This is a genomic window from Roseovarius sp. S88 (assembly GCF_037023735.1).
Classification (GTDB): domain Bacteria; phylum Pseudomonadota; class Alphaproteobacteria; order Rhodobacterales; family Rhodobacteraceae; genus Roseovarius; species Roseovarius phycicola.
Window position 1 is genome coordinate 232,606 of record NZ_CP146069.1, and the last position, 13,097, is coordinate 245,702.

Here is a 13,097-nt window from a genome sequence, read left to right on the forward strand (position 1 = left end):
ACATGCGCTATTGGCTCTTCAAATCGGAACCCTCAACATGGAGCTGGGATCAGCAAGTTGCAAAAGCCGACGAAGGCGAAGAATGGGATGGTGTGCGCAATTATCAGGCGCGCAATTTCATGCGAGAAATGAAAGTTGGCGACCGAGGCTTTTTCTATCACAGTCAGACGGAAAAGGCGATTGTTGGCGTGGTGGAGGTGATCGCCGAGGCCCACCCGGATAGCACAACTGATGACGACAGATGGGAATGCGTAGACATCAAGGCCCTGTGGTCCGTCAAGACGCCTGTGACTTTGGACATGATCAAGTCTGAACCGAGGCTGGGAAACATGGTTCTTGTGAAGAACTCAAGACTGTCTGTCCAACCTGTTGCACATGATGAATGGGACATCGTGTGTGGTTTGGGCGGTATATCCAAGTAGCGGTGAAAAAACGAACGTTGCGGGACAAAAACATGGAGGGACAAAATGGAGATTGTAAACGTCTTGGTCGCAGCGGTGGCCAGTTATGCGTTTGGCACTGTGTGGTACATGACACTGGCCAATCCCTGGATGGAAGCGGCGGGTGTTGCCAAAGGCCCCGATGGACGGCCGGAAAACAGCGGTAATCCAGTTCCTTACATTCTGGCATTTGTCGCTGCCGTCCTCGTGGCAGGCATGATGCGACATATTTTTGAATTGAGCAGCATCGACACAGTTGGAAAAGGAATTGTGTCTGGCCTTGGGATAGGTTTGTTTTTGGCAAGCCCCTGGATCATGATCAACAATACCTTCGCAGGCCGCCCATTCCGTCTCATTTTGATTGACGGCGGATACGCAACATTCGGCTGCGCAGTCATCGGACTGGTTCTCACGCTCTTTTGAGAACTACGATACCAAAAAACATAAAGGAGGATGTCAGTGGGACGATCCGACACCCTCCTTTTCCCCACGTGCTCCCTACACACCACACGTGACTAAGAATTGGTCTCGGCCTACTGACCTTGCAATTTGTTTATACACTAATGTCGCTCAAATACCAAAAGCTCAATGTCGTAAACTTTGTTCAAATTTACAATAACTTACGAGCGCAGAAAAGATGTGGCACGGCGGTTGTTTTAAGACCTCGGTAATCTTCGTTTGCTAACCATTTCCACGGGTGTGAGAAATAGGTGGTGAAATGAGTGGTTCCGGCGAAAACGCTGCACCAGTCATCATCAAACGGAAAAAAGTGACCGGCGGTGGTGGGCATCATGGTGGTGCCTGGAAAGTTGCCTACGCTGACTTTGTAACGGCCATGATGGCGTTTTTCCTGTTGATGTGGCTTCTGAATGCGACGACAGAAAAGCAGAGAAAAGGTATTGCGGACTATTTTAGTCCGACGGTGCCGATTAGCCGCGTGTCTGGCGGCGGTGATGGCGATTTTGGAGGTGAAAGCGTTTTCTCCGAAGTTGTTCTTCCACAGAACGGAACAGGTGCAACGCATATGCGTCCGACAGAAGCGCAGCAAGCGCGGGGCGAAATGGGTGTGAGCGATGAAGAGTCTGGTCCCGACGCGCAGGATGCAGATCAACAAGATCAAATGGTTCAAGCACAAAAAGATGTCGAAGCCATTCTGGCGGGCCACAGTGGTGAGAACTCTGTGTCCAAGGAAACGCGTCGGCACATCGTCACGCGCGTCACGGATGAAGGTCTGATCATAGAGGTTTTTGACAGGAAGAACGCGCATCTGTTCATCGGCAGTTCCGATCAGGAGACAAAGCTCTTGCAAGACATTGTCACGTTAATCGCTGCCGCGGCGCAACTTGTCGAGAACGACATTGCCATCGAAGGACACATGCGTTCCGTACCCATCGTACAAAAGAACAACCCAGTCTGGGATGTATCCATATCGCGCGCGGACCGAGTGCGGCAGATGCTGGAATTGGACGGTGTATCCATAGACAGGATAAGGCGCGTGACGGGGCACGCGGACCGAGAACCCGCTGTTTCGAACAAAATGTCTTTTCGCAACAATCGCCTCGAGGTCATCCTGTTGCGGGACTAAGACGCCTCGCTGCAAGTTACTGCATCTGGGAAGGAAGTAAGGTGAATTTTATCTGTTAGCGCACTGTTAAACCTCGCGCCTTAAACCTGCGTCCAAATAGTAGTTGGTACAGCAGAAAGGCGTATCCATGACAATTTCTTCCGCTTTGAATGCAAGTGTTGCAGGCCTGGGGGCAAATGCAACGAGGCTCGCCGCGATTTCTGACAATATCGCAAATTCGGCAACCTATGGGTACAAAAGGGTCGAGGCGGATTTCCAATCCATGGTTATTTCATCGAGCGGCGGCAGCTACTCTGCCGGTGGCGTGCGGTCGAGCACGCAACGGTTGATCGATGAAAGCGGTTCGCTTGTGTCAACTGCCAACGCAACTGACCTCGCGGTTCGTGGTCGTGGTATGTTGCCTGTCGCTTTGTCTAGTGAGGTTGAGGTCGGGAATGGTTCTCACCAGATGTTTTTAACCACTACAGGATCATTTCGAACGGACGCTGACGGGCGCCTGGTAACAGAGTCGGGGCTGGTTCTGTTGGGTTGGCCGGCAAATCCTGATGGTACTGTTCCCGAATTCCCACGTGACACAAGCGATGGGCTGCAACCGGTCCAAATCAATGTCAACCAACTGACTGGTGAGCCGACAACGCGACTTGACCTTGGCGTCAATCTTCCGGCGACGGAAACAGAATCCACTGCACCTGGTGACCCACAGCAACTTTCGATCGAATACTATGACAACCTGGGTAAATCAGAAAACATCCTGATTGCATTTACGCCGACAATCCCCGCAACGGGATCCAGCAACGAATGGACCATGACACTCACGGATTCCGCGCAATCAGGTGCGGTGATTGGCGAGTATGTTCTGACTTTTGACGATTCCCGAACTTCCGGCGGGACGCTGCAGAATGTCACGACGACATCTGGTGGAGCATATAACGCGACCGATGGCACGATTTTGGTTAACGTCGATGGCGGGCCAATGGAGATCAATATCGGCAATCTTGGCGCGTCCAACGGATTGACTCAGTTGTCAGATAGTTTTGCGCCGCTTTCCATTTCCAAAGATGGCTCACCGGTTGGCAATATGATTGCGGCTGAGGTCGACGAAAACGGTTTTGTCCATGCCTCCTTCGACACGGGCATCACGCGGATCATTTATCAGGTGCCGTTGGTGGATCTGCCGAACCCGAATGGAATGGTTGCGATGGATCAACAGACATATTTGCCGTCACCCGATAGTGGGTCCTTCTTCCTATGGGATGCCGGGGACGGGCCGACAGGCGATGTGGTTTCATTTGCTCGTGAAGAGTCGGCCACAGATGTCGCTGGCGAACTCACTGACATGATCCAGACGCAACGCGCGTATTCCTCGAACGCCAAAGTCATTCAAACCGTTGATGAGATGCTTCAGGAAACCACCAATATCAAGCGTTGATGATTTGATCGAAGCACCCAAGCAAAGGGAGGTGAAGAGATGAGCATTTCATCGGCATTATCCAACGCTCTATCTGGTCTGGCTGCCAGTTCTCGGTCCGCCGGAGTGGTGTCAAACAACTTGGCAAATGTTCTGACCGAGGGATATGCACCCCGCGCTATTGAGCTCACAACGCGGAGCGATGGGCATGGCGGCGGTGTGTCCATCGGATCCGTCACGCGCAATGTCGACACGGTTTTGTTGAACGAAAGACGTCTCGCCGACAGCAACATGGCATATGCCGAACCTTTGGCTGGTTTTTCAACAAATCTCGAAGCGGAAATCGGTATCCCTGGTCAAACGGGTTCTCTGAGCGACCGCTTTGCCAGATTGGAAGCCGCATTCGTGGCAGCAAGCGCAACGCCCGAAGACAATATTCGCTTAGCAGATATCGCATTGCGCGCTGGGCAGCTCGGAGAAAAGCTCAACACCATCTCAGATCATATTCAATTGGAGCGCGTTCGGACCGATGAGCAGATCGAACAAGCGGTTGGCTTTATCAACACCAAACTTGAACAGATACAAAACCTGAATGCGCAAATAGCAAACGCAAATAACGCGGGGCATCCAAACGCTTCCCTGCAAGACGAAAGGCAAAGTGCGATTGATGCCTTGGCCGAGTACATCCCAGTGCGGTTGACCGAAAGGCGCAACGGGACAGTGGCCATTTACACACCTGGCGGAGCCGTATTGGTGGATGGAAAACCCGCCACTTTTTCCTTTACCGCTTCGAATTTGATCGAACCACACATGACTGTCGAAAACGGATTGATTTCCAGCCTGGAAGTTAACGGTGTTACCGTGGCAGCATCTGGCGACCGAAGCCCCGTTTCGGGTGGTCGGCTTTCAGCCCTGTTCGAAGTTCGTGATGAATTGTCTGTTGCTGCTCAATCGGAGATCGATGCGATCGCGCGCAATTTGATTGAACGGTTTCAACAACCGGCTCTGGACCCGACTGCAATGCCATCAGATCCAGGATTGTTTACGGATGGCGGAGCTTTCTTTGTCGCCAGCAATGAGGTCGGCTTGGCGGGCCGCATTTCAGTCAACGCTGCAGTCGATCCTGAAAAAGGCGGCGATCTTTGGCGTATCCGAGATGGACTGGGCGCTTTGGCGGCTGGGCCAGCAGGCAATGGCAGCTTGCTTAACGCTTTCAAAGATGCATTGACCGACTTCAACGCGATGGCATCAGGAGGGCTTGGCGCAACGCAGCGGTCGTTGGACGGGCATATCGCATCACTGGTTTCAAAAGTGTCGCATGACCGCCTTACCGTCGAAGAAAACCTGAGTTTTGCAACGGCTCAGCAAGCGAGTTTGGTCGAAATCGAACTTCAAAATGGCGTGGACTCGGACGCTGAACTCCAGCGTCTTCTGTTGATCGAACAGGCCTATGGCGCAAACGCGCGGATGATTCAGACTGTTGAAGACTTGCTAGACACATTGCTGAGGATTTAGCCATGGTTGACTTTACTTTGGGCGATTTGAGCAGAAACTTCGTGCTGCGTCGTCAAAATACCTTCCTGAAGCAAAACCTGGAGCGTTTAACGCAAGAATTGTCGAGCGGCCAGGCGGCAGACGTGTCCGATCATTTGTCCGCCAGACTTGCGCCGCTCGCAGATTTGGAACATGAGAGCAGAATTCTCAACAGTCAGAAATATGTGGTGGCAGAGTTGCAGTCGCAAACCGGCGCAATGCAAAAATCTCTGGAAAACATCCAAGACAAAACAGCAAGCCTCGCCGAAGATCTTGCGGTGGCCTCTGTATCGATTTCTGCAGTGAATGTGGCCGCACTGGCCGGTGAGGCCAAGGCATCATTGGGAAGTATTGTTTCATCGTTGAACACCTCGATTGCCGGTCGGGCTTTGTTTTCTGGAACGACGGTTGATGTCTCTCCGGTCGCTGATCCAGATACACTTCTTACGGGCCTAGCCGCTGCAGTTTCAGGAGCGTTGAGCGCAGCCGATGTTCTTTCGGCGGCAGATACCTATTTCGAAACCCTGGGCGGCGGGTTTGAAACGGATGTGTATTTGGGAGCGACGGAGAATCTTTCTCCAATTTCGCTGGGCTCGGGCGACTTTGTTGCATTGGATACCCGTGCTGATGATCCGGTTTTTCGAGCCAATCTGAAGGCGGTCGCGCTCTCGGCGATGCTCGATGATTTATCCGGGTCGTTGAGCCCGTCTGAGCAACAGAAACTGACGAAAGACTTGGCAGAACTCGCGCTTTCGAACCAGAGCCAGATCACGGGTCTGCGCGCGACTTTGGGCTACGCAGAACAACGCATTGAAGCTGCCGTCACCCGCACCGCTGTCGAAACGCAAGCGGTTGAGCTTGGCCGTGACGCGCTGTTGGGCGTCGATCCCTTTCAAACAGCGACAGACCTTGAAGCCGTGCAAAACCAACTTGAAACCCTCTACACGATTACGTCGCGGTCGTTCCGCCTTAGTCTGGTAAATTTCCTCTCATGACTTTTGTTACCAATTTCCTGGTCCTGATCTGCACACTTGTCTGTGGTATCACCGCACATGCGCCCGCTCATGCAAGCCCCATAAGGCTCAAGGATCTCGTCGAGTTCGATGGTGTGCGCGGAAACGATTTAGTCGGGTACGGGCTTGTCGTTGGGTTGAATGGGTCCGGGGACGGCATTCGAAATGCACCATTTACCGAAGAAATTATGTCCAACATTCTTGAGCGTTTGGGCGTCAATGTCACCGGTGAGCAATTTCGGCCAAAAAACGTGGCAGCTGTATTTGTCACCGCCAGCATTCCTCCTTTTTCGCGAACAGGCTCCCAAATTGATGTGACGGTTTCAGCAATTGGCGACGCTAAGAGCTTATTGGGCGGTACGCTTGTCATGACGCCATTGAACGCCGCGGACGGCGAAATATATGCGGTTGCCCAAGGCACGGTCATTGCAGGGGGTGCCGCTGCAGAAGGAGACGCCGGTGCCGTGGTGCAGGGAGTTCCAACGGCTGGCGTTATTCCGTCAGGCGCGCGTATCGAAAGAGAGATTGATTTCGAACTTTCAACCCTTCAGACGATGAGACTGGCTCTCAGAGAGCCAGATTTCACGACTGCGAGCCGTATTGAACTGACGATTAACGCAGAGTTTGGACGCCCTGTGGCACTGATGCTGGATCCTGGAACTGTGAGAATTGATATCGCGGCAACGCGCGAACGCTCGACGGCGCATGCCTTGAGTCGGATTGAAAATCTTCTCGTCGAACCAGAACGTCGCGCGCGCGTTGTTGTGGATCAGCGGTCGGGCACAATTGTTATGGGCGAAGATGTCAGGATTTCGCGGGTCGCGGTGTCCCAGGGCAACTTGACGTTGCGTGTCGAAGAGTCGCCACTGGTGGTTCAACCCAACCCGTTTGCCCAAGGAGAAACGGTCGTCGTGCCACGTACAAATGCTGAGATCGAAGAAGAACCAGGAATTGGGCTAGCAGAGGTGCGACCCGGAACGTCACTGTCGGAAGTGATCGCTGGATTGAATGCGCTGGGCGTCTCCCCCCGAGACATGATCGATATTCTAAAAAGCATTAAAGCCGCGGGCGCGCTGCATGCAGAATTCGTTGTGCGCTGAAAACCGCCTCGCAACCCTGGTTGGAGCCTTGCAAACCAAAGTTGTAACGCAAAATCACTGGAGCTTACCCTACATCACGGTTTGAACGTCGCGCTGCGCAATGGTTTGACGCACTGCCGAACCTGAGACTTTGGGATTTTGAGCAGGACAAGTTTGGTCTCGGCACGCGTCGGCTAGAAGTATCCCCGAACCAGGCCATCCGCCACCAGCGTCCAGCCATCAGCAATCACAAAGAACGCCAGTTTGAAAGGCAGCGAGACGATTGCGGGTGGCACCATCATCATTCCCATCGACATCAAAACCGCTGCAACCACAAGATCTATGATCAGAAACGGAAGAAACAGCAGGAAGCCAACCTGAAAGGCGCGCGAAATTTCCGACAGCATAAAGCTTGGGATCAACACAGACAGAGGCGCAGAGGACGCGTCAGGTGTGCTATCAAATTCTGGTCGCAGCGAAGCCATAGTAGCAAATGTGTCTTCATCGACCCGCGAAGCCATGAACACCTGGAAAGGGTCAAGTGCCAAACGAACGCCCTCTTCGGTTGTCACTTCTTCTTGCAATAGTGGCTCTATTCCGTTTGACCACGCATCCTGGAAAACCGGTTCCATCACGAAGTACGTGAGAAACAAGGCCAAACTAATAAGGAGCATGTTGGGTGGCGATTGTTGAAGTCCTATCCCCTGTCTCAATATGGCAAGAACAGTGACCATGAAGGGAAAACACGTGATCATGATCGCCAAGCCCGGAGCGAGGCTCAGAACTGTCACAAGAATAAGGATTTGAATTGCTCTTGCCGAGATCGACTGACTTTCTCCAAGAGAAATCGAAAGGTCTTGAGCGAAGGCTGGAGTGACGGTCCATGTGACGAGCAAGGCAAAGGCCAGAGCCGCAAGACGGTAGATAAGCGTCATCCCAAACCGTCTTGAAGATCCGCGACTTCGGTCAGACGTACCGATAGCTGGCCAAGGTTTTCACCCTGCATCTCTTCCAGTTCGCCGCGTGCAATCAGCCGTTCACCGACATAGAGCTCGACTGCGTCGTCAACGCGCTTGTCCAAAGGCAAGACAGTGTTCTTACCCATCTTCAGCAGATCGCGAATAAGGGGTCGCGCCTTTCCGACGGATATCGTGATCTCGATCGGTACCACGGAAAACGGGTTTCGGGTCTCAACCTCGCTGCGTTCAGGTGTATCTGAGTCTTCTGGCATTAGGCGACATCCTTTGCTTTGACTTCGACGGCATTAGCTTCAAAAAAGGACTCGATCACCTCGCCGATACCATCAATTACGGACTTGAAATCCAGTTCCCTCTCTTCCACGGTGCCAAGATTTATGCGGACTTGTCCGGCGACAAGCTGGGGGTCTTCAGAAATGGATATCGGCACGTTGGAATGAACCATCAGAGAAGTTTGAAGATCCTCCAAATGGTGTGCCGCGCAGAAGATTTGGATTGGTTGGTGCCCATGCGTCTCTAGCAAATCATACAGTATTTCAGCAATCTTCGGCGCCAGTGTTTTTCGCGCGATGACCGGAAGCAGAGTTTTGACAAGTGACCCCAACAGCGGCTTCATCTGGCGCAAAACATCAATTTGGCTTTCGCCAAGTCTACGCGACATGTCCTGTAAAGCGTCCAATAGCTCGGAAGAGTTGGACACATGCTCCTCGTTTCGCGCAGAATTAGAATCGTCCCAACCCGCTTGGTACCCTTTTTCAAACGCGGTAAGTTTCTCTTCCTCGAGCAAAACGTCCGACATTTCCAGCATGCGCCCACTGGCAACAGCGCTGAAGTCTTCTAGCAACTCCGAAAGAGACATCAGGCACGTTCCTCTTCGCCTTCGAGCCAATTTCGAAGAATTTCGACAGTTTCGTCCTGGCGCTCGCCGATCATCAGACGCAATCGATCAACCGGATCTTCGGACTGGCCCTGAAGGCTTGGCAAATTGCCTGCGCCCAGAAAACCTCCACTATCGCCAACGGAAGACACAAGTGTCATGGAATCAGCGGGTACATCTCCGTTGTCGATTTCTCCGACAAGCGACGGAGCGTTGCTCAAACTGGGTTCAGCCAGATTCTGAGAAGCGGCTTCCAGAAGCGGTGCCGCGTTGGTTGCGGGGTGCGACAGCAATGGCTTGACAACAAACAAGCCCAACACGAGCGAAACAAGACCAAGAATGGCGGATTTGATCAATGCAACCCAATCCATTGCGAAATGCGACAGCAAGGAAAACTGTGCGTTGGTTCCCTGCTCAGGTATCACCTCAAATTGCATTGTCTTCACAGTGATCACATCGCCACGCGCTTCGTCAAAGCCTACCGCAGATGCGACAAGTTCTTGCAAGGCGCCAAGCTCTTCCTCGGTCCGGTCCTCAAATTGCTCAATCCCTTGTGCATCTGTTGTGGAAATCCCGTTTAACAAAACTGCCACCGTTAGACGTTTGATCGCGCCCGGGCTCAGTGTCACCTGTCGTTCTGTCTGGGACACTTCGTAGTTTATTCTTTCGCGCGTCTCGCTGGTTTCGCTGGAGGAGGAATCCGCGTTGCCCGCGTCCCCGTTGGGTAAGTTAGAAGCAACGGTGACGTCTGACGTACCTTGATCTGCTGAGGAGTTAGAAAGCTCTTCGGTATCTGTGCTGATGGCTACCCGGCTTCCGGGGTCAATGACAGTTTCTCTCAGAGATTCGCTCTTGGTGACATTTTCAACGCTGACCTCCACAACGGCATTGCCAAGACCAACACGGGCCTCTAGCAGTCGTTGAACGCGTGCTCTGAGCAGTTCCGCTTTTTCATCCGTCGAATTCGAACGCGAGTCATCTGCACGTCCAATCAGACCACCATCGCCGTCAATCACAGAGACATCCTCTGGGACAAGCCCGGGTACTGCGGAGGCGATGAGGAATTTTAACGCACGTGCGTGTTGCCCGGAAAGCCCTGCACCAGTTGTTCTGATGGACAAGGACGCAGTGGGTTTCACATCGCGCTGAAACGGATTTGAGCCCTTGTTCGCGATGTGAACACGAGCAGATGACACGGACGGATGCGTCAAAATCGTTCTGGCCAGCTCACCTTCTTTTGCGCGCCAATATGCAGCGTCAAACATCTGTGATGTCGTGCCAAACCCTGACAGACTATCCAAAAGTTCGTATCCAGACGTAGAGTTTGCAGGTAGTCCTTCGCTTGCGAGCGTCATGCGCAATTCATCGCGCCGCGCCGCATCGACGTAGATGGCTCCGCCTTTCACGTCATACGTGATCCCACGTTGTTCCAGGGATTGGATGACTTCGCCCGCCGCACCGCTATCAAGCCCGGCATACAACAAGGTCAAGCTGGGATTGGAGACCACTTTGGTCAGTGCAAGAATGGCAGCAAACATGCCAATTGTTGCCAGAGACACAACAACACGTCGCCGCGCATCCAGGGCCGTCCAGACATCTAGGAACTGTTGCAACTTATTGACTCCTGATCATCGGCATTCTGCCAAAGCGTGGTCTCATCTTTGGCCGATCAGGCTTAACAATCGGTTAGTTTATACGTGCTTATCTTCTGCGCATGAGAAAAGTAGGACGCGCTTATGACCGAAGCAGAACCAGAGCAGCCAGAAGAGCCAAAAAAGAAATCGAAACTCCCGCTTTTGTTGGGTGTGCTCCTCCTCCTGGTCGGAGCAGGAGGAGGATTTTACGCCGTCAACTCAGGATTGTTGCCGGGAGGTGATTCCTTTGTGGAAAACCATGCCAAGGTCGAACCAGACGACATCAAAGACATGCCAGATGTTTCTTATGTCGCACTCGATCCTTTGGTTGTCTCTTTTGGTGACGGTCGAGGGCCCAATCTTCGTTTTCGCGCGCAACTTGAAGTTCATGCGCCCTATCACGACGAGGTAGCCAAAGTGTCGCCGCGGGTGATGGATGTGCTGAATTCATACCTCCGCGCCGTGGACCTGGAAGACCTGCGCAGCAATTCCGCGCTTGTCAAACTTCGAGCGCAAATGTTGCGACGCATACAGGTTGTAACTGGTGGAAACCGTGTGAATGACCTGTTGATCATGGAATTTGTATTGAATTGAGGGCGAAATGGTCGAAATGATCGCAGACGTACTATTGGTGGCCGGAGCACTCGGCGCGGGATTTTATTGCTTTGTTCTGGCGCGTCGCTTGAGCCGCTTTAACGATCTTGAAAAAGGTATCGGCGGAGCGGTCGCGGTTCTTTCAGCTCAGGTCGATGATCTGACCAAGACACTGCAGTCAGCACAACATACAGCTTCGGCCTCAACCATGTCGTTGGACGGTCTTACTGATCGAGCGGAAAGTGTTGCGAAGAGATTGGAAATCCTTGTGGCAGCAATGCATGATATTCCTCCAGAACCTGCGAAGCAGCCGCCTGCCCATCAAGATGAAGTCCCACGCGCTCCGGTGTTCCGCCGACATTCTAACGCATCAGAGGACACCGCGGCATGAAAGTGTTCTTTTGGAAAAAACGATCGCGAATGCTTGGCAGTTTGCAAGTGATCACGGTTCTTCTTATCGGGTCGGCGCTCTTGCGCCTGAGCGATGGCACAGGTCAGGCTTTTGCGCGCGATCCAGAAGTAATTGAAACTGTAACGTCAAACTCTTCTGGCGAAGTTCCTATGTGTCCAGCGCCGGATGATTTGAAAAACATGTTAACCGCGCTCAACCACCGAGAAGACGGTTTGGTTGAGAGGGAAACCGCCTTGCGCGACAGGATGCACGCGTTGGACATCGCCGAGGAGCACGTCACCGAGAAACTTGCCCAGCTTGAAAGCGCCGAGCAATCATTAAGAGAGACAATTGCCCTTGCGGATACAGCTGCCGAAACTGACTTGGACAGGCTCACACGTGTCTACGAAACCATGAAACCCAAACAGGCCGCGGCGCTTTTCGAAGAAATGGATCCAAATTTCGCTGCTGGCTTTCTTGGACGAATGCGCCCCGATGCAGCCGCGGCCATTCTGGCTGGCTTAACTCCGGAAGCGGCGCATTTGTTCAGCGTTGTGCTGGCTGGGCGAAACGCGAATGTGCCACGCCAATGATATCGCGCATCTCAGCCATTTCTTAACCTCACCATGCCATCGTGTTCACAACCAGGTTTCTGTGGTGAATGGTATGATCGGACTTATCGGTATCCTAATAATTTTCGCGATGGTTTTTGGTGGCTATCTTGCGGCGGGCGGCAAGCTTGGGATCATTCTCAAAGCGCTGCCATTCGAAATGATGATGATCGGAGGTGCTGCCATCGGCGCTTTTTTGATCAGCAATGACATGAGCGCGATCAAGCACACCGCGAAGGACATCGGCAAGGTTTTCAAGGGTCCAAAGTGGAAGCCGGAAGATTACAGGGATCTTCTATGTTTGCTCTTTGAACTGCTCAGGCTGGCACGCGCGAATCCGGTTGGCATTGAAGAGCATATTGAGACCCCCGAGGAGTCGTCAATATTCAGCAAATATAAAAAGATTCTTGCGGACAAAGAAGCCATTGCTCTGATCTGTGACACCATGCGGTCCGCATCCATGAACTACGATGATCCTCACCAGGTCGAGGATATTCTGGAAAAACGTATGGAGGCTTCGATGCACCACGCGCTGCATTCAAGCCATGCACTTCAAACCATGGCAGACGGGCTTCCAGCGCTTGGGATCGTCGCCGCTGTTCTTGGCGTGATCAAAACAATGGCGTCCATTGACCAGCCTCCCGAAGTACTGGGAAAAATGATCGGGGGCGCCCTGGTCGGCACGTTTCTCGGCGTATTTCTTGCCTACGGACTCGTCGGTCCCTTTGCAGGAAGGGTAAAAGCAGTCGTCGAGGAAGACGGGCATTTTTATCAACTCATTCGCGAAGTTTTGGTGGCCAACCTTCACAATCATGCAACCAACATTTGCATTGAAGTCGGCCGGCAAAACACACCGTCACATTACCGTCCGACATTCGTGGACCTGGAAGTAGCTCTAAAGGAAATGAAACAGGAAGCGGCATGAAGTTTTGTTGTGCTCTGTTGTCAATTTTTG

15 protein-coding genes are annotated in these 13,097 nt (G+C 52.6%); 11 read left to right on the forward strand and 4 right to left on the reverse strand.

The features are described from left to right. Positions 1–2: 2 nt before the first annotated feature. The 7 genes from RZ517_RS01125 to RZ517_RS01155 all read left to right on the forward strand — a co-directional run bounded on the left by RZ517_RS01125 (position 3) and on the right by RZ517_RS01155 (position 7,079). The gene (locus RZ517_RS01125) at positions 3–422 is read left to right on the forward strand and encodes an EVE domain-containing protein (protein WP_338549656.1); all 420 of its coding nucleotides are present in this window, start codon (positions 3–5) and stop codon (positions 420–422) included. Positions 423–467: 45 nt separating this feature from the next. Beyond that, positions 468–863, forward strand: a complete 396-nt coding sequence (locus RZ517_RS01130; RefSeq protein WP_338549657.1) for a DUF1761 domain-containing protein — start codon at positions 468–470, stop codon at positions 861–863. Between the two features lie 295 nt (positions 864–1,158). Next, positions 1,159–2,025, forward strand: a complete 867-nt coding sequence (locus tag RZ517_RS01135; protein ID WP_338549658.1) for a flagellar motor protein MotB — start codon at positions 1,159–1,161, stop codon at positions 2,023–2,025. Positions 2,026–2,152: 127 nt separating this feature from the next. Then, the gene (locus tag RZ517_RS01140; RefSeq protein WP_338549659.1) at positions 2,153–3,454 is read left to right on the forward strand and encodes a flagellar hook protein FlgE; all 1,302 of its coding nucleotides are present in this window, start codon (positions 2,153–2,155) and stop codon (positions 3,452–3,454) included. Positions 3,455–3,493: 39 nt separating this feature from the next. Continuing rightward, positions 3,494–4,948 carry a flagellar hook-associated protein FlgK gene (flgK, locus tag RZ517_RS01145; RefSeq protein ID WP_338549660.1) on the forward strand — a complete coding sequence of 485 codons (1,455 nt, stop codon included), beginning with the start codon at positions 3,494–3,496 and terminating at the stop codon, positions 4,946–4,948. 2 nt (positions 4,949–4,950) lie between these two features. Beyond that, positions 4,951–5,961, forward strand: a complete 1,011-nt coding sequence (locus RZ517_RS01150; RefSeq protein ID WP_338549661.1) for a flagellin — start codon at positions 4,951–4,953, stop codon at positions 5,959–5,961. Continuing rightward, the gene (locus RZ517_RS01155) at positions 5,958–7,079 is read left to right on the forward strand and encodes a flagellar basal body P-ring protein FlgI (RefSeq protein WP_338549662.1); all 1,122 of its coding nucleotides are present in this window, start codon (positions 5,958–5,960) and stop codon (positions 7,077–7,079) included. Before RZ517_RS01150 ends, RZ517_RS01155 begins: the two co-directional genes overlap by 4 nt. Before the next feature lie 173 nt (positions 7,080–7,252). Here the strand turns inward: RZ517_RS01155 and fliP are convergent, their stop codons facing one another. The 4 genes from fliP to fliF are packed head-to-tail and all read right to left on the reverse strand — an operon-like array spanning position 7,253 to position 10,525. Further along, on the reverse strand, positions 7,253–7,993 hold the full coding sequence (fliP, locus tag RZ517_RS01160) for a flagellar type III secretion system pore protein FliP (RefSeq protein ID WP_338549663.1): 741 nt from the start codon (positions 7,991–7,993) through the stop codon (positions 7,253–7,255). Beyond that, positions 7,990–8,289 (reverse strand): FliM/FliN family flagellar motor switch protein, encoded by a 300-nt coding sequence (locus RZ517_RS01165; RefSeq protein ID WP_338549664.1) that lies wholly within the window; start codon positions 8,287–8,289, stop codon positions 7,990–7,992. Before RZ517_RS01165 ends, fliP begins: the two co-directional genes overlap by 4 nt. Beyond that, on the reverse strand, positions 8,289–8,894 hold the full coding sequence (locus RZ517_RS01170; RefSeq protein WP_338549665.1) for a flagellar biosynthesis protein: 606 nt from the start codon (positions 8,892–8,894) through the stop codon (positions 8,289–8,291). The genes RZ517_RS01165 and RZ517_RS01170 overlap by 1 nt, the downstream gene beginning before the upstream one ends. Next, positions 8,894–10,525, reverse strand: a complete 1,632-nt coding sequence (fliF, locus tag RZ517_RS01175) for a flagellar basal-body MS-ring/collar protein FliF (protein ID WP_338549666.1) — start codon at positions 10,523–10,525, stop codon at positions 8,894–8,896. Before fliF ends, RZ517_RS01170 begins: the two co-directional genes overlap by 1 nt. Before the next feature lie 123 nt (positions 10,526–10,648). On the opposite strand from fliF, the gene RZ517_RS01180 reads away from it, so the two are divergent. From RZ517_RS01180 to motA, 4 genes are all read left to right on the forward strand, one after another. After that, a complete protein-coding gene (locus RZ517_RS01180) occupies positions 10,649–11,140 on the forward strand; it encodes a flagellar basal body-associated FliL family protein (RefSeq protein ID WP_338549667.1) in 492 nt (163 codons plus the stop codon). Positions 11,141–11,147: 7 nt separating this feature from the next. Next, positions 11,148–11,531 (forward strand): hypothetical protein, encoded by a 384-nt coding sequence (locus RZ517_RS01185; RefSeq protein ID WP_338549668.1) that lies wholly within the window; start codon positions 11,148–11,150, stop codon positions 11,529–11,531. Beyond that, positions 11,528–12,124, forward strand: a complete 597-nt coding sequence (locus tag RZ517_RS01190) for a MotE family protein (protein WP_338549669.1) — start codon at positions 11,528–11,530, stop codon at positions 12,122–12,124. Before RZ517_RS01185 ends, RZ517_RS01190 begins: the two co-directional genes overlap by 4 nt. A 73-nt stretch (positions 12,125–12,197) precedes the next feature. After that, positions 12,198–13,067 carry a flagellar motor stator protein MotA gene (motA, locus tag RZ517_RS01195; protein ID WP_338549670.1) on the forward strand — a complete coding sequence of 290 codons (870 nt, stop codon included), beginning with the start codon at positions 12,198–12,200 and terminating at the stop codon, positions 13,065–13,067. The last annotated feature ends 30 nt before the right edge of the window (positions 13,068–13,097 follow it).